Annotated in this window: 23 protein-coding genes and 1 riboswitch; of the genes, 11 read left to right on the top strand and 12 right to left on the bottom strand. The window is 50.7% G+C overall.

What is annotated here, in order from left to right:
• Positions 1-114: 114 nt before the first annotated feature.
• From P9J64_06005 to P9J64_05985, 5 genes are all read right to left on the bottom strand, one after another.
• On the bottom strand, positions 115-2,541 hold the full coding sequence (locus P9J64_06005) for a hypothetical protein (protein ID MDG5467879.1): 2,427 nt from the start codon (positions 2,539-2,541) through the stop codon (positions 115-117).
• A 150-nt stretch (positions 2,542-2,691) separates the two neighbouring features.
• On the bottom strand, positions 2,692-4,569 hold the full coding sequence (locus tag P9J64_06000; protein MDG5467878.1) for a PQQ-binding-like beta-propeller repeat protein: 1,878 nt from the start codon (positions 4,567-4,569) through the stop codon (positions 2,692-2,694).
• A gap of 122 nt (positions 4,570-4,691) precedes the next feature.
• Positions 4,692-5,654, bottom strand: a complete 963-nt coding sequence (locus tag P9J64_05995; GenBank protein ID MDG5467877.1) for a permease — start codon at positions 5,652-5,654, stop codon at positions 4,692-4,694.
• A 142-nt stretch (positions 5,655-5,796) separates the two neighbouring features.
• On the bottom strand, positions 5,797-6,270 hold the full coding sequence (locus P9J64_05990; protein MDG5467876.1) for a formylmethanofuran dehydrogenase subunit E family protein: 474 nt from the start codon (positions 6,268-6,270) through the stop codon (positions 5,797-5,799).
• 74 nt (positions 6,271-6,344) lie between these two features.
• Positions 6,345-7,211 (bottom strand): AAA family ATPase, encoded by an 867-nt coding sequence (locus tag P9J64_05985; GenBank protein ID MDG5467875.1) that lies wholly within the window; start codon positions 7,209-7,211, stop codon positions 6,345-6,347.
• A gap of 827 nt (positions 7,212-8,038) precedes the next feature.
• Here P9J64_05985 and P9J64_05980 point away from each other — a divergent pair.
• On the top strand, positions 8,039-8,749 hold the full coding sequence (locus P9J64_05980; GenBank protein MDG5467874.1) for an SH3 domain-containing protein: 711 nt from the start codon (positions 8,039-8,041) through the stop codon (positions 8,747-8,749).
• A gap of 171 nt (positions 8,750-8,920) precedes the next feature.
• Positions 8,921-9,382 (top strand): DUF1456 family protein, encoded by a 462-nt coding sequence (locus P9J64_05975; GenBank protein MDG5467873.1) that lies wholly within the window; start codon positions 8,921-8,923, stop codon positions 9,380-9,382.
• Positions 9,383-9,396: 14 nt separating this feature from the next.
• Here the strand turns inward: P9J64_05975 and P9J64_05970 are convergent, their stop codons facing one another.
• Complete coding sequence (locus P9J64_05970) at positions 9,397-9,714, bottom strand: hypothetical protein (protein MDG5467872.1); 318 nt, start codon at positions 9,712-9,714, stop codon at positions 9,397-9,399.
• Between the two features lie 235 nt (positions 9,715-9,949).
• Positions 9,950-10,052: riboswitch (TPP riboswitch) on the top strand.
• A gap of 67 nt (positions 10,053-10,119) precedes the next feature.
• Between P9J64_05970 and thiF the strand changes: the two genes are divergently transcribed.
• From thiF to P9J64_05940, 6 genes are all read left to right on the top strand, one after another.
• Complete coding sequence (gene thiF, locus P9J64_05965; protein ID MDG5467871.1) at positions 10,120-10,941, top strand: sulfur carrier protein ThiS adenylyltransferase ThiF; 822 nt, start codon at positions 10,120-10,122, stop codon at positions 10,939-10,941.
• Positions 10,942-11,142, top strand: coding sequence for a sulfur carrier protein ThiS (gene thiS / locus P9J64_05960; protein ID MDG5467870.1), 201 nt, complete (start codon positions 10,942-10,944; stop codon positions 11,140-11,142).
• An 84-nt stretch (positions 11,143-11,226) separates the two neighbouring features.
• Positions 11,227-11,997, top strand: coding sequence for a thiazole synthase (locus P9J64_05955; protein MDG5467869.1), 771 nt, complete (start codon positions 11,227-11,229; stop codon positions 11,995-11,997).
• A gap of 175 nt (positions 11,998-12,172) precedes the next feature.
• Complete coding sequence (gene thiH, locus P9J64_05950; GenBank protein ID MDG5467868.1) at positions 12,173-13,297, top strand: 2-iminoacetate synthase ThiH; 1,125 nt, start codon at positions 12,173-12,175, stop codon at positions 13,295-13,297.
• Positions 13,298-13,421: 124 nt separating this feature from the next.
• Entirely contained in the window at positions 13,422-14,048 is a 627-nt protein-coding gene (thiE, locus tag P9J64_05945) for a thiamine phosphate synthase (GenBank protein MDG5467867.1), read from the top strand.
• A 63-nt stretch (positions 14,049-14,111) separates the two neighbouring features.
• Positions 14,112-15,881, top strand: a complete 1,770-nt coding sequence (locus tag P9J64_05940) for an SLC13 family permease (GenBank protein ID MDG5467866.1) — start codon at positions 14,112-14,114, stop codon at positions 15,879-15,881.
• A 176-nt stretch (positions 15,882-16,057) separates the two neighbouring features.
• Here P9J64_05940 and P9J64_05935 read toward each other — a convergent pair whose 3' ends face one another.
• On the bottom strand, positions 16,058-16,837 hold the full coding sequence (locus P9J64_05935) for a methyltransferase domain-containing protein (protein MDG5467865.1): 780 nt from the start codon (positions 16,835-16,837) through the stop codon (positions 16,058-16,060).
• Between the two features lie 675 nt (positions 16,838-17,512).
• On the opposite strand from P9J64_05935, the gene P9J64_05930 reads away from it, so the two are divergent.
• A complete protein-coding gene (locus P9J64_05930; GenBank protein ID MDG5467864.1) occupies positions 17,513-18,001 on the top strand; it encodes a hypothetical protein in 489 nt (162 codons plus the stop codon).
• Complete coding sequence (locus P9J64_05925; GenBank protein MDG5467863.1) at positions 17,994-18,965, top strand: glycosyltransferase; 972 nt, start codon at positions 17,994-17,996, stop codon at positions 18,963-18,965. The genes P9J64_05930 and P9J64_05925 overlap by 8 nt, the downstream gene beginning before the upstream one ends.
• A 214-nt stretch (positions 18,966-19,179) precedes the next feature.
• Here the strand turns inward: P9J64_05925 and P9J64_05920 are convergent, their stop codons facing one another.
• Together P9J64_05920 and P9J64_05915 are read right to left on the bottom strand one after the other, a co-directional pair.
• Positions 19,180-20,070 (bottom strand): radical SAM protein, encoded by an 891-nt coding sequence (locus tag P9J64_05920; protein ID MDG5467862.1) that lies wholly within the window; start codon positions 20,068-20,070, stop codon positions 19,180-19,182.
• 56 nt (positions 20,071-20,126) lie between these two features.
• On the bottom strand, positions 20,127-21,305 hold the full coding sequence (locus P9J64_05915) for a rhomboid family intramembrane serine protease (protein MDG5467861.1): 1,179 nt from the start codon (positions 21,303-21,305) through the stop codon (positions 20,127-20,129).
• A 346-nt stretch (positions 21,306-21,651) separates the two neighbouring features.
• On the opposite strand from P9J64_05915, the gene P9J64_05910 reads away from it, so the two are divergent.
• Positions 21,652-22,302, top strand: coding sequence for a fumarylacetoacetate hydrolase family protein (locus P9J64_05910; protein MDG5467860.1), 651 nt, complete (start codon positions 21,652-21,654; stop codon positions 22,300-22,302).
• A 10-nt stretch (positions 22,303-22,312) separates the two neighbouring features.
• Here the strand turns inward: P9J64_05910 and nfi are convergent, their stop codons facing one another.
• The 3 genes from nfi to P9J64_05895 are packed head-to-tail and all read right to left on the bottom strand — an operon-like array spanning position 22,313 to position 24,479.
• Positions 22,313-23,005: a deoxyribonuclease V gene (gene nfi, locus P9J64_05905; GenBank protein ID MDG5467859.1), complete on the bottom strand. Its 693-nt coding sequence runs from the start codon at positions 23,003-23,005 to the stop codon at positions 22,313-22,315.
• 32 nt (positions 23,006-23,037) lie between these two features.
• Positions 23,038-23,991 (bottom strand): D-2-hydroxyacid dehydrogenase, encoded by a 954-nt coding sequence (locus tag P9J64_05900; protein ID MDG5467858.1) that lies wholly within the window; start codon positions 23,989-23,991, stop codon positions 23,038-23,040.
• A complete protein-coding gene (locus P9J64_05895) occupies positions 23,988-24,479 on the bottom strand; it encodes a hypothetical protein (GenBank protein ID MDG5467857.1) in 492 nt (163 codons plus the stop codon). The genes P9J64_05900 and P9J64_05895 overlap by 4 nt, the downstream gene beginning before the upstream one ends.
• Positions 24,480-24,537: the final 58 nt, after the last annotated feature.

Raw genomic sequence — 24,537 nt, 5'->3', positions numbered from 1 at the left:
CTCACTTCAAATAACAACAGATAAGGCCCAAAAGCAAAAATCTACAAGTTTTTCTCTGCGTCTTTGCGCCTCCGCGTCGAATCTCCTTCTTGGCTCATAAAATTTTCACAGTTCTTAAAAGCGACCACTTTTGAAAACCGGAACCAAGGCCAACAAGTACAGTAAGGTCCCAACCAGCAAAGTCACCGTGAATCCGGCATTCATGGCAACCACCACCGCCAGGATCGCACCGAGCACGCTCGTGGCGCTGTTCACTCCCCAGCTCCAGGGGATCAGGTCGTTGCCGTCGTGAAACAGGCGCATACCGATCGGCAAGGGCATCCCCATTAACAGGCCCAGGGGAATTAACAGCACACCTGCCATCAGGCAACGGGCAAAGACCGGCAGTCCCATACAAGGATCAAGGATCGAGGGCAGACCGAAGACATAAGCAATAGAGAGCAAGACCAGTGCCAATAGAATCTTTGGCAGCCAGCGATGTAAACGATCGGATGGCAAGCGCGACGAACAGAGCGCACCGACGCCGGAACTGATCAGAAGGGAACAGAGGATAACCGCCAAAGAATATATCGGCGGTCCAAGAAAGAGGATGAAACGCCGCAGCAGGCCAATCTCGATAAACATGAAGCCGAGGCCGAGGCAGGCAAAGTAAAGCACGCGCCAACCGCTACCAGAGCTTTTCAATCCCTCCCGACGCCACAGAAGCAATGGAAGAATCAGGAACGCCGAGACACAAACGCCCACCACAACCAGCAGGTTACGCAGGGTCACAATGGCTCTATCTTCGAACTTGCCCTGCTCGGGAAAACTTAAAAGCTTAATAAATTCAAAAGGTTTAAGCATGTAGTAGAAAAACGGCCGGTCATCCGTAACGGGCCTGATATCGAAGGGGAAGTCAGCATAAAACTCTGCGCTGCCATTGGCGCTGATCAGCTCATGGAAAGCCCCTTTACCGTCGCGACGATCAGGCAGGTAGACCTCCTGAAACTCCATATCGACCATAAGCTCTCTCAGGTTGGTCAATTCTTCTGCCGAGAAGGGTGTCTTCTTGAGCATGAAATTAGCCAGCCCGCGTTCACGCACGACCGCGATATGGGCGGCCGGATCAGCCACCCCCTGTTCCTGCAGTAGAGCCAGGCCAAGGGAGACCAGGCGCAGGGTTTCCCGCTCAAAGATAAAGCGTGAGATAGTCAGGATTCCGTCATCACGGAGGTGATCCCAGTAGTCGGTAAAAGCCTCCAGGGTATAGAGATTATTCTCCGAAAGAGTAAAGGCACCGGCGGCCGGAGCCATGCGGCCAAAGACGGCAGACGCCTGGATGATGTCGTAGCGGTTCTGATCGCGACGTACGAAGCTGCGCCCCTCATCCACAACGGAACGCACCTGCGGATGACGGTAGAGCTCTCCGGTCAAGGAACCGAAGTGGTCATTGACCGCATCGACAATCAACGGATTGACCTCAACAGCCGTAACCTTCTCGGCCCCGGAAGCAAGTGCGGTCAAGACATCCTTACCGCCGCCCGGGCCGATCACCAGGGACGTTGGCTGCTCTTTGATCTGGTAAGCAAGCCCGATGACATTCTTACGGAAAAAATCGAGGCCGGTCTGACGATCCCAGCGGTACATGGTGGTGTAGCCGGTGTCATCGACAACCATACCCAGCTGATCTGGCACTTGTCCCCGGTATGTACGCGACAGGCCCCAGGCCTGATCTTTGGCTTGTCCCTCGGCCGGATAAACGGCCACGCGCGAGAAAGAGTTCCAGGCACTCCAGAGCAGGTTCGGCTCATAACGTCCACGCACGAAACGAATCTCGGCGAAGCCGGTCATCGCGTGAACCGTACCGAGCGCGAGGAGCAGCACCAGCAGCAACAGAGCACCCCAACGATGCACGGCCTCAATGTTTCGTGGCAGCAACAGTGAAGCCGCGGCAACACCGACAGCGGCAATCAGCAGCAACGAAGTGATTCCACCGAACAACTTAAGCAGCAGGATAATCAACAGGCAACCGCAACCGGCGCCAATCAGATCGTAGAAATAGAGGCGGCTGAAATCAGAATGATAGCGCCCGAAAAGAACAGTGAGAGAAATCCCGGCGAAGAAAAACGGCAGTGCAGTTATCAGGTAAAGGCAGGTCAGAGCAATCAGCATACCAATCGGCACACCGGCGTCAGGCGTGCCTTGCTGAAAGGGTTGATAAAAAGGTTGATGAAAAAAGGACAAAACCTTGAAACCAATATGAGGCTGCCAGCGAAACAGAACAAACACCGCAAAGAAGAGTGTGACACTCAGCCCGAAGAGGACGGCACCGCGGGCGGCCAGAAAGCGCGCATCGCCCCCCTGGAACCATCGGGGTCTCAGCTGCACGGTGAGTGCGGCAACGCCAAAGCCGAAGAGGGCCAGAGAGATCGCCATGGATGCAAAGTGGTACCACATCAGCACCGAGAAAATCCTGGTCAAAATCAACTCGTACATCAGGGTCGCAAGGCAGAGGAAGAAAACTCCCCAGCACACAAAACGATTTGCGGGTTGGTTGATCATAGAGCTACTGTTTTCCTTCAAAATGACTCAAACTTTTTAACGCCCGTTCGCATTAGCTCTCTCAAGACGCAAAGAGAACCTTTAGAAGCTTATTGGTTTGACCTTCTTCGCGCCTTTGCGTCTTTGCGTTAAAAAAGGTTTTCTCTTTGCTCATGGTTTCGACTGCTCGACTAGTGTGAAGGCATGAACCTTGTGGTCTCGGCTACCAATTAGAAGCAGATCAGACAAGACGAGTGGACGGCCCTGTATCTCTCGATCCAGCTTGTATTGCGTCACAAGATGCCCGCTATCAACGCCAAACACGCGCAGGGCACCGCTGTTGTCACCGATAAAGATGCGACCGTTATCGATGAGTGGTGTAGCGTAGGATGGTCCGGCCAGTTCGACCCGCCAGACAACCTCTCCCGTTTTGGCATCAAGCTTCCAGAGTCCGTTGCCTGCGGTCGCCACAAAGAGAGCACCCTCCGAGAAGACAGGGGCCCCGTAGTAACAGATTTCATCGAGATCCTGCTGCCAGAGAAGCTGGCCAAGCTGATCGTAAGCGACGACCAACCCTTCCCGACTGACAATGGCAATCCCTTGCGGCAAAACAACCGGGGCCCTCAATAAGGGGGCGGCCAAGGTCTGTTGCCATTGCAGAACGCCATCGAGGTTCAAGGCTGAAAGAGTTCCATCACCGCTAGCCAGGTAGAGGTTTTTGCCATCGTACGCCGGCTGGGCACGCAAGGGCTGCCCACCGGGAAAGCTCCAGCGTCTCTCACCACTTTTTGCATCGAGAGCGAAGAGAGTACCGTTCCACGCAGGCACCAGGACCAGATCCTTGACCACAAACAGACCGGCCTGGCGATGATCATCGGCAGGCGAAGGAGAGTAATCGAAACGCCAACGTACGGCTCCTGTTGCCGCATCCAGAGCGTAAACTTCACGGCTCCAGGTCTGGATAAAAAGTTGCCCATGAGACAATACCGGTGTTGCATCCAGGGTATCACCGAGGTCCTTGCCCCAAAGGACTTCGCCAGCTTTATTCATCGCCCTGAGACTGCCGTCCCAACTCGCGACATAAAGTTTTTCATCACCGGCAACCAGGTTAGCATCAACATAACCATCCGTTGCATAGTCCCACGCCGGATCTAGGAGCAGGGCATCACGTGGACCGCTGCCCGCAACCCATTTCTGAGCAGGAGAAATCATTACCCCACCGATTTCAGGATCCTTGCTTCGATCGTAAATCGTGGCTTTGGCGGCTTCCTGGTCGGCGGTTCCCCACCAGTTGTCATGAACAGTCACGTCACCGGTATAAAAGTCACCGAGGCGCAAGCTGTCCAGGTTGCCGTAAAAATTATTGTGGTGAATATCAAAGTCGCGATCATTCTCAAACAGAAAGATTCCGGAGCCATTGAAGCGCAGGATATTGTGGTGAACATCAACGGTGGAGTTACGGAAGTTGACCCCCTTGCCCTGATTGTGTTCGATGAGGTTATTGCGAAAGGTGAACTTGGCCTGACCCAGGCGGCAACCATCGATATTGTGATGAATCCAGCTGTCTTCAACCACGCCTCGGGTAAAATGAGCATGCATGGTATAGGCGGAATCGCGGATTTCACAGTAACGAAGATGGACCTCCTGGGAAAAATCGACCCGTATCTCCAGCCAGTCGCCAGGTTGCGGGTCCTCGGCGGCACTATGAAACAGGATCGGTTGCTGCCGGGTGCCAAGAGCCATCAGCCTGCCTTCGATTGCGAGTACCGCATCTCCCAAGCCATCGGCATCAGCGTCACGTTTGACAAAAGCAATGCTGGTTCCGGGTGAGATCGTCAAGGTCGCGCCTTTGGCGACCTTGACTGTGCCGTCGATCAAGATCTTTCCGGACCAGACGGTATCCTCACTGATGTGATCATTACCATATGACTGGACATCTTTATCGACACCTTCATCGACAAGCACCGGCGCACAACCGGAGAGTCCGAGAGCGAAAAAAAATCCTGTCAGAAAGAGTAGTTTGAGACCTATTTGCTTCAACCGTTGCATAGATACCCGTTTGAATTGTCAGAATGCCGTCTAGTCGCCCCCGTAGAGGCGGCGGAACTCCATCACCCAGAAGCCTTTTTGTTTTAACGGGCCGTAGCGATTCGCAGTAGGGCCTTGTTAAATCAAAAGTCTCCTAGCAGTTGATAGAGCCAGCCGAGCAGAATGGAAACGCTCAGGCTGACACTCAAAAAAACCACCAGGACACGTTTCTTGAACATGCCTGCCAGAGCGATAATAGCCGGTAAACTGGAAACCGGTCCAGCCATGAACAAGGTCAGTGCCGCGCCCGGATCAATCCCTCGCTGTAACAGACCGGCCATGATCGGAATAATCGGAATCTGGTTGGTCGGCAGCGGCAGACCGATAATCGCCGCAAGAAGAAGAGAGACAAAACTTTTCTGGCCAACCAGGCCCGTAACCCAGGAAACCGGAACCAGGGTTACGATGATCGCTTCCAGCACGATCGCCAGCAGCAGAAATTTACCAACGAAAAGACCCGCATCAAGGGTTCGATCAAAGATGAAGCGCAACTTACTGGCACGCGGCACGATGGTCATCGATTTGACGTGAATCCCTGCCTCAGCACCAATTTCCCTGGCCGTTGCCAGGGTGCCGTCTTCCCTGTACTTCGGTTTAAGCCGGATCAGATTGCCAGCCAGGTAGCCCTGATTAATCAGTAACTGGGTGATCAGACCAGCACTCAATCCGAGAGCTCCGGCACCGACCACCTTAAGAACCGCCCACTCCGTTCCGAGAGCACTCCAGGTCAGAATCAAGGCATCCGGGCCCATCACCGGAGAGGTCACCAGTAACGCCATTAACGGCGCAAGAGGGGTCTGAATCATTGCCAGAGTGATCACGACTGGTAAGATACCACAGGAACAGAGCGGCGAAACCATACCGACGGCCACAGCGACGACAATACCCCAGGGCCCTGCCTTATTGATAAAATCGCGGATGCGCAGGTCCAGCTTATAGCCTTTGATGACCCCGACCAGAACAATCGACAGGAGAAAAAACCACCACATATTGGCGATTTCGTCCCAGATCACGGTCAGCATTTGCATCCAGATTGAATCAGGCATGTGAATCTTTCAAAACCTCTTAAAGGCTTACGCTAACGAAACTTAACGCAAGGGCGCAAAGACTAAAAAAAGTAAACCAAGAGAGCAAACTCTTAGAAGGCTTTCCTTTGCGTCATCGCCTAGAGCGCCTACTTTTGGTGTGTTAATCTTTCGATATTTTTTGCACAAGCTTCTGATCTTCAGCTTGCCAAAACTGCGGTAAAAGCTCATCTAGCAAAGCGTCCATCTCGGCACGCCGTTTAACCTGTTCATTTGCTTCCAGATCGTCCCAACCCTTTTCAAGTCGGTTGCAAAGCGATCGATATCGTCCTGCCATCTCCAGTGCTTCTGAAGTCAATTCAACTTCGACAGAAGTCTTTGCAGAGGACAGGGTCAAGGCATGACGACCGTCATTCTTGACGATCAGTGAACCTTTTTCTTCAGTGCACCCGGTCGTCTCTGCGATTCCATCCGTGGCACAGGTTCGATTGCTGTAAATCGCTTGAAGTTCTCCATCACAGACACCCAACCACTTTAAAGCAGCAAGTCCGAGGCGCCCCCCGAGCGTACTCATCGGGCAACGGTGGCCGTGGCGGGCATAAATGCGAGTGAAAATTTCTGGAGGATCGTGACTCACGGAAAACCTTCATTCCAGTTAATACATTTTGCTTTTAGATTATGGCGGCGACCAAGAGCGGGTTATCCACCTGCTCAGAACTCATAATGATGCGGGCAATCCGTATCGCGAATAACGTGGTACTTCTCAACCATATCCGGAGTCAAAAACTGCCGAACTTCCTTGAGCGCCTGCATAAAGTGCTCAGCGGTGACAATCTCGGAGTCGTTCTTGATCGCGTTCACTGTTGCCCGCTTGCAAAGGCTCTCGATATCCCAACCGACATAGCCTTCAGTTAAGCGTGCCAGTTCATCACGATCGATGCCTTCAGCCAGGTTAGGCATCTGGTCCATGTAGATATCGAGCATGCCGCGACGATCCACGTCAGTCGGCGGATGGACGAAAACCTTACGGTTAAAACGTTTCTTTTCCTTGATCACAGCCTGGTCGACAGTATCAATGCGATAGCAGGAGCCGAGCAGCATCACACCTTCGACCTGGTTTATGCGATCAACTTGTTCAACAAAGAGCTTGGTCAGTTCTTTGTCAGCAAAAGTGGGCGGGATAGCACGCAGGTTGCCAGGGCTCCACTCGTAATCGCAACCGGCCCGGGGAGCCAGCCATTCGCAATCCGAGATAAAGAGGACGCAGGGCGCTTCGTGAATAGCGATATCGAAAGCTTCCTTGAGCTCCTCGTGTTTGCCGAGCATCTCCTGCCCAGAGACATAGACAAAGCTGACACCGGCATCCATGGCGCAGGCTTCTGCCAACATGGTGATGCCAGTCCCCAAAGGCCCCCAGAGCATGACTCCGGCAGGGATACCAAGATTGTGTTTGCGAATCATTTCCGGCTTTTTCAGCGGCAGGCAGACCATCTCTTTGAGTGTCTCTTTGACATCGACATAACCACCGATATCATCCCAACTCAGGTTGGGATCACGGACTTCGTAAAAAAGATTCATCAATTTTCTGTGCATGATTTCTATTCCTTCAAAATAGGCCAGGCGATGCTGCCGGGCGGGAAACGATGGTTTCTGATCATAATGCAACTGAATCTAGTTGAGTAACCTGCCTGAAATCAGCAACAATCATGCCACCTTGACTGAACCTAAAGCGTCCTTATACTGGATCAACACAACAAGGGTTCAAGGAGACATCATGCCAGGCTTTATTCTAGCAGCGTATTCATGGAAAATCCGACAAGCTGCTAGGTATCAATCAGGTCACAACCGGTTCAAACGCCCTCCTCATCGGCCACGGTTTACGTGTCAATGACCGTAGTACTATCGACTTACCTCAAAAAGACAGTACAACGACAAAGTGTTAGCCACTTTTAGTTTTCTGCACATCAATATCTGAGAGGCTTCGCCTTGCCTGAACCTCCCCTCTCACCCTTCCTGCAAACTCCCTGTGGGAGTTGGCACGCCAATTGTAGTACTTCCTTACAAAAGACAACATGCCATGCGAGGGAAGAATGCTTAAGTTACTGAATAAACTTGTTTTTGATGAATGTTCGACGTGCAAAAGAAACACCATGGTTTGTAAACGTTTATGTAATGAAAGCGGAGAGATGACGCACTCCTGTGTCATGTGCGTACCTGCCGATAGCGCCGACATGGGCTATCAATGCCCTGTCCCGGAAAAGCAGCGATCAACCCAGACAGGCAGACCTAAATAAGTGGCGAGCACCATCCGGCAGGACAACAAAGGGTAGACAGATTTCATCAAGCCCTATATATTATGTAACTCATTGAATATACAGACAAAGAAAAATCTCGGAGAAATTGCGATGAAAACCTCCTGGCGACTCACAAGCTCTATCCTGCTTATTTTACTCTGCTCTATTTCGACGAGTTGGTCAGAAACACGCTATGTTTCTGACCAACTCGTTGTGTCTCTACGAGAGCAACCTCAAAACAGCGCTCCACCAATCACTTACCTGCGCACTGATACGGCAGTCGAAGTTCTCGAAGAGACAGGCGAATATATAAAGGCCAGGACCAAAGAAGGTGAGGTCGGTTATATCCTGCAAAAATACCTGACAACGGCAACACCCAAACCCGTCATCATCAACAAACTGCAGAAGGAACGGGATCAACTCGCCAGCACAATCGAAGAGATCCGGCAGCAGGCCGCTTCGACAAACTCACAAAGCAGCAAATCCCAACAAGAGCTTGCCCTTCAATTAATTGACTTGCGAGAAAACAATACTGCATTGCAAGATAAGTGGATGCAGAGCCAGGCAGAGTTAAAACAGACCCGTCAGGATTACCAAGCCCTACAGAATGAAGCTAAAGAAGTCATAGCAATCACGGCAGAACGTGACCAGCTACGCAAAACCAACCAGGAACTTTCGGCCAAGAACATCGCGCTTGATGAAGAGATGGGCTCGCTGACCAGAACCGCTGTCATCAAGTGGTTTCTGGCCGGTGCCGGGGTTTTATTTTTCGGCTGGCTCATTGGCAAGTCATCAGGCAAACGTCGACGCGGCAGTTTCTGACAGCAAGCAACCCTGCAAAAAACTGACGCAACTTGATTTACCCAGAGAGAAACATGACTCGGCCTCGCTTGCACGAAAAGCGTGCCTCTTCTCGTTTATTCCCGGCATTCCTGTTAAACTTATCTCAGCAGAACACAAACTCTTTCAGAAATAAGGATTAAGGTCTCCCAGATGACCAACAACGATATTTTACGCCGAATCCGCTACACCTTCGACTTGAGCGATTCACAAATGATTGCAATTTTCAGTCAGGCCGACCACGAAGTCACCCGCGAAGAAATCAGCGACTGGCTGAAAAAAGATGACGACCCTGCATTCAAGGAGTGCAGCGACACCAGGATGGCCATCTTCCTGAATGGCTTCATAAACAAAAGACGAGGGAAAAGAGAAGGGGCTCAACCTAAACCGGAGACAAGACTGAACAACAATATCATTTTTACCAAGCTGAAAATCGCCCTGAACCTGAAAGCTGAAGAGATTATTGAACTCCTCGCCCTGGCCGGTTTCCATATTGGCAAGCACGAACTGAGTGCGTTCTTCCGCAGACCTGACCACAAGCACTACCGTGAGTGCAAGGATCAGATTCTGCGCAATTTTCTAAAAGGGGTTCAACTCAAATTTCGGGAAGGTTGAGAAAAGCGGGGGAACTAAAGATCGTTCAGCAGACGATAGATTTTCTGCTGCAAATCCCAGGTTGTCTTTGCATACTCGTCAAAACCACGCTCTTCGAAGATTAATCGAGCACCATCCAGAGTGTCGTGGGCTTTCATAAGAACCGGTGTCAGTTGAAATTCAAGTTTCATTCGGGGGACTTCTCCGACCTGCTCGACCCATTCCTGCAAACCCTTGTTGGCCTTCTTGACAACCCGTGAGGGTTGTTCAGCGTTCACATCACAACCTTTGAGCTTCACCCAAAAATCGTTAACGTCTTTTGCTATATCACGAAAGCGGTTCGAGATACTCATCCGCTAGATCCTTTCCACATAAAAAACACACGAGAAAAACAATTTCGATCGCAGATAAAAGTTTTGCTTTCAACTCAAATTTACCTGACCACTACACTCCAGTCATAGGCCAATAGACCCAACCAGGTTTCCATCCTAGTTGAACCATAGCATCATGACAACCGAAAAGGCAGGTTTGCAGTTGACTGGGTGTGAAGGAGACTGATAATCTTCAACTTCAACAATTAAAGAATGTTTCACGCCCTGGGGGAGTAGCTTCTACTGAGAGTCTGTACTATGGACGACCCCTCGAACCTGATCCGGGTTATACCGGCGTAGGGAAGCGGCGCAATTTTCGGGGTTTCCTCGAAAAGGGCCGCCATGTGCGGCTCTTGCTGTTTCAAGCCCCTGCTTTTGAGATCGATTATGCAGATCAAAGTCAACGAACAGGACCACTCTTTTGCAGAAAACGCATCGCTCGGTTCGGTCAGAGACCGTATCAAGTCAGACGCCGATCTGTTGATTGTCAATGGTTTTCCTGCCTCGTCAGAGGCCGTACTGAGCAACGGCGACCAGGTGGTTCTGATAAAACGTGGAGAGGCTCCCGGGGCTGAAGAATTTGATGCCCTGATGACAGCTCGCCACACCCCGGGCGTCCATGCAACGGTCAAAGGTGCAACCATCGGCATTGCCGGTGTCGGTGGCCTTGGCTCTGCCATAGCGATAGCACTGGCCAGGACCGGCATAGGCCATCTGATTATTGCCGACTTCGATCTCGTCGAGCCTTCCAACCTGAATCGGCAGCAATACTTTATTGACCAAATCGGGCTGCCAAAAGTCTATGCCCTTCGCGACACACTGGCACGTATCAACCCGCACGTCCGCGTCACCGCCTGCCACCTGCGCTTGACTCCGGAGAACATTCCAGAAGTCTTTGGTCATGCCCAGGTCCTGGTGGAAGCCTTTGACCTCGCGGGCCAGAAAGTTATGCTGATCGAAAACTTTGCAGCAAGGTTCCCGGACAGGCCAATGGTGACCGGCTCCGGCATGGCAGGCTATGGCCCGGCGAATACCGTTCGGACCCAACAAGTCGCCAAAAATCTTTACCTTTGTGGCGATGCCACCACCGCAGCCGCACCGGGTACCGGGCTTATGGCTCCCCGCGTCGGAGTGGCTGCTCATCATCAAGCGAATGCGGTGCTACGCCTTCTGTTGGGCGAACCTCCGGACAAAGAAGGAAAGCTTTAGATGGATATCATCGTCAACGGCAAAGCCCGTGAGATTCAGGACGGCATCTGCATTCAGGAGTTGTTGGATCAAATGCAGCTTGATTGTATGCAGCTAGTCGTCGAGCACAACAAAAACATCATCCCGCGCCAGCGACTGGCAGAGACGCTTTTAAACAATGGCGACACTCTGGAAGTCATCCACTTCGTCGGGGGTGGTTAAAAACTGGGACGAGGTTCGGGGAGAGTCAAAAGCTTTTCGCGTACCACATACCGCGTACCGCGTTCCCTTCTTCTCGAGGTTAATATGGACGAATTGATTATTGCCGGGCGTTCCTTCAACTCACGCCTGATGGTCGGAACCGGAAAATTTGCATCCAACGAGGCGATGGTGGCTGCAATGGAAGGTTCCGGCAGTGAGATTGTCACCGTTGCGCTACGGCGGGTCGACGTCGACAACCCACAGGACAGCCTGCTCAACCACATCGACCTCAAGCGTTACCTGTTGCTGCCAAACACCAGCGGCGCCCGTAACGCTGAAGAAGCGATCCGCCTTGCTCGCATCGCCCGCGCAGCGGGCTGTGAACCCTGGATCAAACTGGAGGTAACTCCCGACCCTTACTACCTGCTGCCCGACCCGATCGAAACATTGAAAGCCGCAGAAGTTCTGGTCAAAGAAGGCTTTATCGTCCTGCCCTACATCAACGCTGATCCGGTACTCGCCAAGCACATGCAGGAGGTTGGCACCGCGACGGTGATGCCTCTCGGCGCTCCGATCGGCACCAACAAGGGCCTTCGTACACGCGACAATATCGCCATCATCATAGAACAGGCGATAGTACCGGTTGTGGTTGATGCCGGACTCGGAGCGCCCTCTCACGCCGCAGAGGCGATGGAGATGGGAGCCGACGCAGTGCTGGTCAACACCGCTCTGGCTGTCGCTAGAGACCCGGGGGCCATGGGCGCCGCCTTCAAAAAAGGTGTCGAAGCCGGTCGCGAAGCCTACCTTGCCGGGCTTGGCAAGCAGCAGGACAAAGCCGAAGCAAGCAGCCCACTGACAGGATTTTTGAGAAGCTAACCAAACAAATAAAAGAATTAACGCAAAGGCGCAAAGATAATTAACAAGACGCACAGAAAGCCACTTCAAAAAGCGAGAAGAGTAACCCTTTGCGTCTTTCTTGGCTTTTCTTAGCGTCTTTGCGTTACGCTTTAATTCTTTCAACTTATCGTTAACCGAACGGATTTGAACCCTAATGAGTTTTAAAGAGGTCATCCAAAAATACGACCCGATGCAGGTTATTGCCGAGATTGAGGCCATGACTGCCGCGGACGTGCAACGCGCACTGGCTGCCGAGCAACTCGACAACCGGGATTTCATGGCCTTGCTCTCACCGGCTGCAGAAGACTTCCTTGAAGAGATGGCCCAGAAAGCTCATGCGATTACCTTGCGCCGTTTTGGTCGAACAATTCTGCTCTACGCTCCGATTTATCTCTCCAACGAATGCCACAACAGCTGTCTCTACTGTGGTTTCTCGGTCAACAATCCGATTCCCCGCCGCACCCTGAATCTTGATGAAATCGAACGTGACGCCCGCATCCTTCATGATCAGGGCTTCCGTCATATTTTGCTATTAACGGGCGAAGCACCGGGCAAGGTCGGCAACGATTTTATTGCTGCAGCCGCTGAACGGATTCGACCACTCTTCTCCTCCATCAGCATCGAAGTTTATCCAATGGAGACTGAGGGCTACAAAGAGATGGTGGCTGCCGGGGTTGATGGGCTGACGATCTACCAGGAAACCTACGATCCAGAGCTTTACCAGAAGCTGCACCCCAGCGGCCGCAAGCGCGACTACAATTTCCGACTCGCAACCCCAGAACGCGCTGGTGAAGCCGGACTACGCCGCATTGGTATAGGCTTTCTGCTTGGCCTTGGCAACTTCCGCAGTGAAGCCTTTTTTGCCGGCTTGCACGGTCGCTACATGATGCACAATTACTGGCGCACCCTGTTGAGCGTCTCCTTCCCTCGCCTGCGTCCGGCGGAAGGGGGATTTCAACCACCGAACCCTGTCTCGGATCGACAGTTTGTACAGCTGATGTGCGCCATGCGCCTGCTCCTCAACGACGCCGGCCTGGTCCTCTCAACGAGAGAAAATGCAGAACTGCGCGACAACTTGTTGCCCCTGGGGGTAACACAGATGAGCGCCGGTTCCTGTACCGCTCCGGGCGGCTACGGCGAAGAAGACTCCGCCACGGAACAGTTCGCTATCGATGATGACCGTACACCGGCTGAAATCGCTGATCTTCTACGAGCACGAGGCTACGATCCGGTCTGGAAAGATTGGGATGGGGCTTTCTTGCAAAAAGAGACAGGCTGAGCTTTCAACGCAATGACGCAAAGGGAAACAACAAGGAGCAAAGACTGTTCATTCGCAACACTGATTTTTCTTGCTGCTCACAACTTTACAGCCCTATAGCTTAAAGCTTACAGCTAAGGAGATCATGCTTTACATGATCGACTTCCCCCTCTACCTGATCACAGATCGCAAGCAGGTGGCCAACGGCCTCACCCTGCACACTGCTGTTGAAGCAGCATTGAAAGGCGGTGTCAAAGCGGTTCAGCTGCGTGAGAAAGACCTGCCTGCAGCCGAGCTCCTGCCCTTAGCCAAAGAGTTGAGGGCTCTGACCAGGAGCCATGGCGCACTTCTTTTCATTAACGACAACATTGACATTGCGCTCGCCGTAAAAGCCGACGGAGTTCACCTCGGGGAACACTCCGAAGCAACCGAGGTGATCCGGGCGAAGTTGGGCGAAAAAATGTTGATCGGTGTGTCAACACACAGTAAAGAAGACATTGAGCGCGCGGCCAAACAAGGTGCCGACTTCGTTACCTTCGGCCCTGTTTTCGCAACACCGTCCAAGGCAAAGTACGGCGAACCTCAAGGATTGAAAAAATTATCCGAGGCTTGTCGTAACAGCTCAATCCCCGTCTTTGCTCTCGGGGGCATCACCCCTGAACGAGCAACCGAGGTCCAACAGGCAGGCGCAAGTGGGATCGCCCTGATCTCAGCAATTATTGCCAGTTCTGACCCTTGCTTGTCCGCTGCAACTTTCACGACTTGTAGTTAAGTCGATATTCAGTAGAATAAATAAAATCACGCTCGCATAAAAACCCTCAGCTGCAGGGCTTCCATGGACATAACCCTCACGCTACTGATCCTGCTGATCGCCATCATCCTCTTTGCTACAGAGTGGATTCGTATGGATTTGGTCAGCCTCATGGTTCTTTTGGCTGTTGCCTTGACCGGACTGGTCACACCGGAAGAAGCCTTGTCCGGATTCAGTAATCCCGCCGTCATCACCGTTGCCGCCATGTTCGTGCTCGGCGCAGGGATTTCCTCCACCGGGGCAATCTCCACCCTCGGCGAGCACCTGATCCGTATGACCGGTCACAACCAGACCTTGATGATCGCCGCTATCATGGGTGTTGTCGCCTTCTTTTCAGCATTCATCAACAACATTGGCGCCACCGCGGTGTTGATGCCGGTCGTCATCATGATGGCCCGCAGAACCAAACTTCCGGCCAGCAAGCTTCTCATCCCGCTTGCTTTCGGGTCGCTGCTTGGCGGAGTCTGTACCTTAATCGGCACGCCACCCAACATCCTCATCAACACCTTGCTTCAGCAATACACTGGAGAAGGTTTCCGGATGTTCGACTTCACGCCACTCGGTCTCATTCTGCTCGCCTGCGGCATCAGTTACATGGCCTTTTTCGGCCATAAACTTCTGCCCAACCGCAAGTCGGGTTCCTTAACTGAAGCCTACCAGGTCAAGGAATACATCACCGAAGTCGAGATCCTGGAAGGTTCCCCGTTACACGGCAAATCAATCAGTCAGAGCCACCTGGAACGTGAGCTCAACATGAAGGTGCGTGCCCTGTTACGGGACAAACAAAAGTTCCCACAACCGAAGCGCAACCGCAAATTATTAGCTGGAGACATTCTCTTTCTTGAAGGAGATCCTCAAGGGATTCTCAAGATCAGAAAAAAGAAGGGTTTATCCGTTGTGCAAGAACGTGACAATCCTCTTCCCAGCACTTCAGACAAGAAAATCGTCGTGGTTGAAGCCTCATTGACCACGACCAGTGACATGGTCGGCAAAACATTACGTCAGGAACGCTTCGCCGACACGCACGGGTTAACCGTGTTGGCGATCTGGCGCAGCGGCGCCCCGGTCGTTCGAAAAATTGACCACGTTGTTCTGCGCTTTGGGGATGTTCTGCTACTACAGGGCCCTGAGGAGAAAGTACGTCACCTCGGCCAGGGGCATGGTTTTCTGGTGTTAGGGGGGGTGGACCCTGTTTCCTATCGTCCGCGACGGGCTCCGATTGCCGTTGCAACAATATTCGGCGTCATTTTGCTAAGTGTCACCGGCACAACTCCGATCGTCATTGGAGCAACACTCGGTGGCCTTATCATGATCATGACCCGGTGCCTGACCGTCAAGGAAGCCTACGACAGTATCGATTGGCCAATCCTGATTTTGATTGCGGGCACCCTGCCACTGGGCCATGCCATGCAGAATAGTGGCGCAGCGGCGCTACTGGCGGGCTTCATTATCGAGGGGGTCGGCTCGTATGGACCATGGGTTGTTCTGGGAGCGGTCTTCCTGATCACCTTCTGTCTGACCGAAGTCATGAGCCATGCTGCCGCTGCCGTGCTGGTCGCTCCAATTGCTTACAACACAGCGATGGAACTGGCTGTCTCACCACGACCTTTTTTCATGGCGGTCGCCGTTGCCGCCTCCATGTGCTTCATGACCCCGATCAGTCATCAATCGAACGCTCTGGTCATGGGTCCTGGAGGCTACAAGTTCTTCGATTACACCAAGGTGGGCGCTCCGCTTAACATCATGGTCTGGATTGTTGCGACGCTGGTTATCCCTCTGCTGTTTCCATTCTAAAAACAATTAATTACGGTGACACAATTATATTGTGTCACCGTAATTAATTCATGGTTAGGGCTTTTTGGGCAGCTTTACGTTAACTCAGCGAAAGCAAATTCCTATTACTTGATTTTAGACGATGGTAGCTTCATTTACGAAAAGCAACTATCTATCAATTTCATGTCTCAAAGCACTTAAATTTTTATATGGACTATCCACCCGCCACATAGTAGTGGACATACCTTTTCCCCAAAATTGACAAGTTTTTCAAACAAAATTGTGGAATATTTTTTAAAGCCGTGAGAACTAGAGATCATTTCAGGGAATGCCATATGGTAAGGAATGATTTCCCATGAACAGAAACCAGCTCGTTTGCAGAGCGTATTTAAAGTCTTGTAAGAGTATATACACAAATGATCAACATGAGTTGCTTCTCTTTTGAGCGTGCCGACAATTGCATTGTGTAAACTTGTTGCATTTGGAGTCGTCAGGATTAATTCCTTGCCTTGAAGAGACTGGATATTTTTAATGCTTTTGAGAAAGGATAGTGTATCCGTCAGGTGTTCAATCAATTCACCAGCAACGACAATATCGATCTGCTTAATCTTGGATACTGTCTTCTCTAGACGATAGACATCTTCTTTGTATATGGTGCTATTAGGGAAAGGCTTCAGACCCTCTTCTGGAATGAGGCTCGAATTGTCAACGCCATAGACTCTTTTTGCTACCTCACAGATTCGTTTGTGCAGCCAAAATGATGTGTTCTCTTTTTGTTCATAGGCTGTTTCATCAAGAGCGCCTAAATCCAAGACAATTTTATTTTTTACTTTTTCACTGATAAAGGCTAGTCTATCCGCTGGACTGGAGACGTCGATTTTTTCGAGGGACGAATATTTTAAGTTTTGCATTTTTTGCCTTGATTCAAAAGTCGATAGAATTGCGTTGACACTGGAATAATATTTCGCCCGTTTCATTGACCTGCCCTGCGATATAACGGTCGATTGACAACAGAAAATGTAGCACAATTCTCTTTGATTCCAAAGCCGTTGCCTGAAAAGCTTCGGCTTTGCTGTTTCATTTGGCCGAATGCCGCGCAAACGGTGCCTTCTGTCAGAGTTGTCGTATCGCGGTCATTTTGGTTTCTGTTAGCAGATAAAAATCTCATTATTTAAGTAGTATTCGCTTTGAAGTAACGGCTTACCGGCATGTCAATCTTTTTGAAGCATAGACGATTTCTCCTTTTCTGCTTAGTCGGGGGACTGTCTTTTTTGCTAAGTCTTGCACTGATGCTTTTTTGGATAGAGGTTTTGCATATCCCCTATCTGATAGCAACAATCTTGACCTGGTTCTGTGTAAATATGTTCGGATTCATACTAAACAAACATGTGACTTTTGGCACAAAAGGAGAGTTTTGGCGGAAAGAATTGCTCCGTTATTATGCTGTGATGGCAGGGAACCTAACTCTTAGTGTCCTGTTAATGTTTGTTATGGTAGACCTTCTGCATATCCACTATCTCCTTTCAAGTTGCTTCCTGGCGGGTTTAATGCTTTTGATAAACTATGTTATGCATAAAACATGGAGTTTTAGACCCGGAGGGTGAAACCTTGAATACAACGGATAAAGATAATTATGAGTTGAGGCTGAAAAATTGCGTGAAGTGAAGAGGGAAAAGCCCATTGTTAAGCGGTTAAACGCCCTGAGTGCGTTAATGCTAAATTACAATCTAGAGGTTGAATTTGGAACGGGTTGCCAGTTTGCCAGTTTGAACGGGTGTACTACAGGTATTGACCCCGATGAATTTTCTGAACAATGTTATGACAAAAAGAAGGGGGGGGGCTCATTACTTTCCACACGTGATCCAGAGTATTTATCAGAACAAGATACTAGAGAATTGAACATAGAGACCCTGCCTCAGTTGATTCGCCACGCCAAAGACATTTCGAAAGCCATGGGACTGAAGAGTTTCACATCTGATCCTGCTTATTTGACATCTATTGAGGGGAAAAGACGACCCAGGGTGCGCAAAACGTTGAACTTTGCAATGGACTCCCCCTCCTTGCCTTTTCCGACCTTGCCGCAAAAATTTTCAAGAAGAACAGGTAAATTCATGGCAGGAATTGGAGGCAAAAGTGAATGATCTTCTGTTGTCAGTCATCATGCCCACCTACAACGGCGCCCAATATTTGCCGTTTGCATTAGAATCCATTCGCAACCAGAACAGAGACTTGATGCAGAAAATTGAGATTCTTGTTGTCGATGATGGGTCAACCGACAGTACCATAGAGATTCTCTTAGATTATAGTAAGGACCTGCCCATTAAGATCCTTCGTTCACATAGGGAGGGAAACTGGGTTAAAGGGCTAAACGAAGGCCTTAAAGCCGCAAAAGGACTTTTTTGTTGCCAATTACATCAGGATGATGCATGGGCACCCGATCGGTTACAGATTCTTTTTTCTGAAATGCAGCAACATCCAAATGTTGAAATTTTTATTCATAATGCTGACTTCATTGACTGCAATGGTAAAAAGCTTGGAAGCTGGAGTTGTCCGTTTAGGGGGCGTTCGCGCGTCATTCAACCTGATATTTTTTTTCGGAAGTTACTAGTCCAGGACTTTATATGCATCAACACGCCCATATTTCGTACTGAATTAATTAATGCAATCGGATTATTCGACGAAAATTTTCAACAAGCCGCAGACTGGGATTATTGGTTGAGCCTTTTTGGAAATTATCCCTCTTACTTCATTAATCAATCACTTTCATTTTTCCGTATTCATCCACAATCGCAAACAGTTCAACATAGCAAGAATCATGTGGAATACATGGAGCAGTTAGAAAAAACTCTAGAACGACATTCCGGCAAGCTTGATTCAAACAGGATCAAGGATATAAGGATTTTGAAGGCCGCGAAATTCTCCAATCTAGTTAATGCCTGCCTCGGACAAGCTTTACATCAACAATCCATCAAGCCGATATTTCTTTTACTAAAGGAAGGTATCAAACTTTCGCCGAAAACTATGGTTATTTACATTTGGAATTCCCGCATTATAGAACGTGTGGGAGCCAGAATCCGAGCCAGAAAAACTCTAGGGACAACTTAACCAGCTTACTGACTCTAATCAATAGAAAGGGTCATGACTCGGTTAGCACCTTTTAGGTATTGCTAAACGAGTCATGACCCATTGAAATTTATCGCAGTGCACTCCTATTCATAATAATAGGGGCAGATCATCTGTTGCACTCTTACATCTGTTAAGATCGAAAACAGAACCGGCGGGTCCCGCCAGACGCCGCAGATAATTATGAGGACAGTCCCTAAAAGTTCTCTTCAGAATAATCCGGCACCTCATTAAACCAGGCAGGATGAAGCTTCGCCTGCAACAAAGCCTGTTCCGCCAGAGCGATAATCCTCTCCCGGTCCTTGGGATAGGAACCGGCCAGGTTTAGGATGTTGGAGACATGGTTGGAGCGCAGGATGGTTTTCTGTGGTTCGAGGTGACGGACAATCTCCAACGCCTCCTCAATGATTCCACCATTGGTCTGCATGGTGATCGAGCGCAGGAAGTCATCGTTGTGGCGATGAAACATCGTCAGCAAAGAAAAGAATTCCGGGGAAAGTTCCGTGACCCATTCTGCTGTCGCTCGGGCATGTTCAAAGCTTCGCTCTTTCCCGGCCAAACCGAGAATTGCCGTCACCGACAACTTCATCCCAGCGTCCTGTGCTTTGCGGCAGAGGGCAAGCATTTCTGTGGGGTTGAAGCCTTTCTTCACGGCAGAGAGCGTTTCTTCATCCCCACTCTCCAGCCCGAAATAAAGAATCCGCAGCTTCTTCTCACGCAGTTGGGTCAAGTCTTCGACACTCTTACTCTTCAGGCTGTTGGGCGATGCATAGATGCCAACCCGGGTCATCCCGGGGAAACTTCCAGCCAGGAGGTCAAGGATTTCAACCAGCCCGGTCTGGGGGTAGACCAAGGCATCACCGTCAGCGAGAAAAACCCTTTGGATATGACCCCTGTGAGCGGTCGGTACCGAATCAATTTCAGCCTTGATCTCGGAGACAGGTCGCACCTTGAAATGCTTGGTTTTATACATGCCACAGAAAGAACAGTTATTCTGTGAGCAGCCCAGGGTAATCTGGAAAATCTGGCTGCGCCCTTCGCTAGGTGGACGGTACAAGGGATAGTCGTAATCGAAATAGTTGTACATAAGTTCAGTGACTGGGGGCTTGAGGCTGGAGACTGGTTAAGATCAGACACCAACCCCTAGCCCCCAGCCTCCGTTTTCCTTTCTATGTTTCTCAGATAACTGCGTGCTTCTTCAGCAACTTCAGGTGTTTGCGCCAGATCGATAACAGCCATGAAATAGTGCCAGGCAGAGGTTTCGCTACGTGGTTTATGCATAAGAGCCCGCCCTGCCCCAAGGTAAGCACGATCAAGGCCATTATCGCCGGGACGCTCTGAAATCAATCTTCGAAAGATCGTCAGGGCTTCATCTATCGAACCCTTATCCAACAGGTACTCTCCGATAGTGAGAATATTTGGCGTTGATAATTGGCCCCGCTGTTTGCGGCTGTCCAATTGCAGAAGCCCTTTAGCGGCACGTGCCAGATCATTCTGATCGATGGCGCGGACAATATCAGTCACCACATCGACAAGGTTCGATCTCTTTCGACCAACCTTTGGAGTGGTTCCTTTCATCTTCAACAAAGTGGGCAAGCGATCAACAGTCAGTGCAAGCCCCAGTCCGGCCAGAAACCCACCGATATGTGCTCCGTAAGCAACGCCACTGCCTTCTGCTGGCCCGGTCAGAAAGGGCAGAATATTGTCGATCACCAGGTAAACACCGAGGACAATGCGCGACGGGATCAATACGGTGGTCATGATCAGGGGGAAGAGAAAAATGAACACCTTGATCCGGTTGCGCGGAAACCACAGAAAGTAAAATCCGAGCACCCCTGAGATGGCGCCGGAGGCCCCAAGCATAGGGATTTGCGAGTTCGGTAAGAACATACTGAAGAAAAGGGTCGCTGAGACACCGGCCGCCAGATAAGCCAGCAGATAACCAAGATGGCCGAGGCGATGCTCTACATTGTCACCGTAAATCCACAAAAACAACATGTTTCCGGCCAGGTGCATCCAACCGCCATGCATGAACATTGCGGTAAACATAGTGAGCGGCGAAAATGCGGCGGGCCTGAAACCATATCGATACACTGTCAGGTCGTATGCGGAGATATGATCGTAGACCATCTGCGGCGTCCAATTGCCTCGGGCCCCCAGGATGTTGAGATATTCCAGCAAAGCCGGATCATTAAGGTCGGGACGAGCGGAACTCAAAGGGATGGTGATGATGATAAATACGGCAATATTAATCCCGATCAACAACCAGTTGATATAGGGAGTCGTCCTGGGATTGGGAACATCACCGATGGGCAGGAGCATCAAACTTCTCGTAAAAAGATTAAATTAACCAACAAAACCGCTCCATTATAGCATATTACAGTGGAATTTTCGTCCTGTTACAAATACCCTGTATTCTCTCTGCTGTCTTCTGTATTCTCTTTACATACACTATGGATTTTAGGATCTATAATCAAAAAAAGACAAGACAAACTAAGGCGACTTATTAACGCAAAGATGCGGAGACGCAGAGAGCAATAGTCGGATTTGAGCCATTTTTAAAATTTTGAGGCGTTTCCCCTCTGCGCTCTTTGCTCCTCTGCGTTAAATATTTTTTTGGGTTATTGAATCGTTGATTTTTCTCTAACGTCTGCAAATGGAGTCAAACATGCACACTGTAAAACTCGATGGTCGTGACATTCCGGTCGGCAAAGTTGTCTGTATCGGCCGCAACTATGCCGAGCATATCAAAGAACTTGGCAATCAGACTCCTGACAAACCGGTCATCTTCATCAAGCCGGCCAGCGCCATTGTACCGTCAGGGGGTACAATCGTAATCCCAAACTATTCGGACGACTGCCACCATGAGATCGAACTCGCAGTGTTAATCGGTAAAACAGCAAAAGACGTCACCGTAGAAGCAGCACTTGATTATGTGAACGGATATGCGGTTGCCCTGGATCTGACGCTTCGGGATGTGCAAGGCGTACAAAAGACAAAGGGGCTGCCTTGGGAGATTGCCAAAGCCTTCGACACCTCCTGCCCTCTATCAGACTTCGTACCAGCAAGCCAGGTCGACAATCCGCAAGAGCTGCAGTTGAAATTAACTGTCAGTGGTGAAGTTCGGCAAAACGGCAACACCCGTGACATGATGAGAAGTATCGCCGAACTGATCGCCGCGGCCTCCTCGTATTTCACCCTGGAAGAAGGCGACATCCTGCTGACCGGAACACCCTCCGGTGTAGGCAGAATCGCCAGCGGAGATCAACTCGAAGCGAGTATTGAACAGGTCGGCAAGTTAAACGTTGCCGTTGCCTAGCGGTGTCCATTTACCCGCCACAAGCCTCCTTTTGCAACCGGACCCGGTTACTCAACAGGTGGGCCTGGCGGGTCGGCTCCGGCAGTCGATATCCTCGACCACACTGCAGAACAATTTCGCCAGAACGTCGGCAATCGATCTTATGACCGGGAGAAATGTAAAGAGGCTTCACCCGGTTCTTCGTCCTGAGCACCCGTCCAATGGACTCTTCACCATCGCGCAATGACGTCCACGCACCCTTTTCCGGTGCCGGCTCCTCAAATTCTCCACATAATCGACTTTTGGCACAGCCGATCGTCGGCAAATCAAGCCACAAACCGAGGTGACTGGCCAAACCCAGCCGGCGAGGATGCGCTATGCCCTGTGCGTCGACCAGGATGACATTCGGAACTGTTTTGAGTTTGCGGAAGGCCTGCAGCAGGATCGGCAGCTCACGAAAAGAGAGCAGGCCGGGGACATAGGGAAAGTTGACATCACCACTGGCGGCAGCAGTCTCCAAAATTTCCATGGAGGCGTAGTCAAGGAGCACCACAGCGGCGTGGAACTGTGTGGCGATTTTTGCATAAGAAACATCAACACCGGCGACCACCCTCGGTGCAACCGGAACAAAATCGTGCAAGACGATATGCTTTGCCAATTCCTTTTGCAAGGCAATCGCCTCTTTCGTCGATAGATTCCAGGAATGCAAGGGAGAGAATTTCATAGGTGCTCAACTCCCACGAGCCCTTTGCTTGATTAATTCACCTGGTTTTGAGGTACTCCTGCCAAAAAGGCCCGCAGGTTTGCCGCCAAGGTATCAATCAATCGCTGCCGCGCAGCCCGGGTCGCCCAAGCCAGATGGGGTGTAACAAAACAGTTCGGAGCATGCAATAAGGGGTTATCCGCAGGCGGAGGCTCCTGGGAAAGGACATCAAGCCCCGCCCCGGCGATGGCACCATGACTCAGCGCTGCGGCCAGAGCCTCTTCATCAATCAGCAGTCCACGCCCGGTATTGATCAGATAAGAGGAGTTTTTCATCAGGGCTAAACGATCGGCATTTATCAACGCTTCTGTTACCGGCGTCAGCGGACAGCTCAAGCTGACAAAATCGGCTGTTGTCAACAAATTGTCGAGCGCAACAAATTTCACATCAGGGAAAGCTTGTGGATCAGGCGTGCGTGTATGCACAAGGACCTGCATACCGAAGGCCTTGGCGATCTTCGCCGTCGCCTTTCCGATATCACCGAAGCCAATAATGCCAAAAGTTTTATCCGTCAGCTCAATCTGGGGCGTCTCCTGAAAAGCAAAGTCCGGACAGTTCGTCCAGGCACCCTGCTTGACCAGCTCTGAATGTCGGCCAACGCCTCGAGTTAGCTCCAGAAGTAAGGCAAAGATGTGCTGTGCCACTGAGTTGGTACTGTATGCAGGCACATTTGTGACGACCACACCATGTTTACGGGCGGCCTCAAGGTCGACAACATTCACTCCGGTCGCCTGGATACCGATATAACGCAAGGCAGGCAAAGCCGCCATTTCTGCCGCACCGATAAAAACTTTGTTTGAGATTAGAATTTCAGCGTCAGATGCACGATCAAGAGTCAATTCGGCCGGGGTGCGATCATAAACCGTCAGTTCACCGAATTCCTTCAAGCCCTCCCAGGAGAGATCACCGGGGTTTGTTGCATAGCCATCGAGAACAACGATTTTCATTCTGGGTTTCCTTCGTTCCCGAACACCAGGCCATCACCATCGTTCATACGATTGAGATAAGATTTGAGCCGGACAGTATGCTGTCTGTCAGCTTCGGCCAAGGCCTTGAACATGGTCTGCAGATCAGGCTGATTGCCCGACTCGGCAAAACCGATATGGGTTTTCAGGAACGCGTCCTCAAGTTCTACGGAAGCATAGATAGCCTCATCAATGGAAAGACTGCCCTCCTGAGCGTCGAGTAAAAGCTCGCCGGCGCGGTCTAATAACTCCTGCACCCCTTCGCGAGACAGACCGCACGCTATAACCCCGGCCATATCGAACCGGTCACTCACCTGGCGAATGCGATGGGCATGGCGCATCTCATCGTCAGCCATCTCCTGCCAGATCTCGCGTAACTCCTCATTGGCATCAGGATGATTGACGAGTTGCTGGTAAATCTCACCCACCCGTTCTTCAACATCAACACAGGTTTGCAGAATCGCTTTCATGCAGGTTCCTCCTATCAATATTAGTAACAAGCAAATGTACTCAGAATCGACTTAAACT

The sequence above is a fragment of the Deltaproteobacteria bacterium IMCC39524 genome (genome assembly GCA_029667085.1).
Taxonomy (GTDB): Bacteria; Desulfobacterota; Desulfuromonadia; order Desulfuromonadales; family BM103; genus M0040.
Note: the sequence above shows the minus strand (reverse complement) of the source record. Positions and strands in the feature narration are given on the sequence as shown.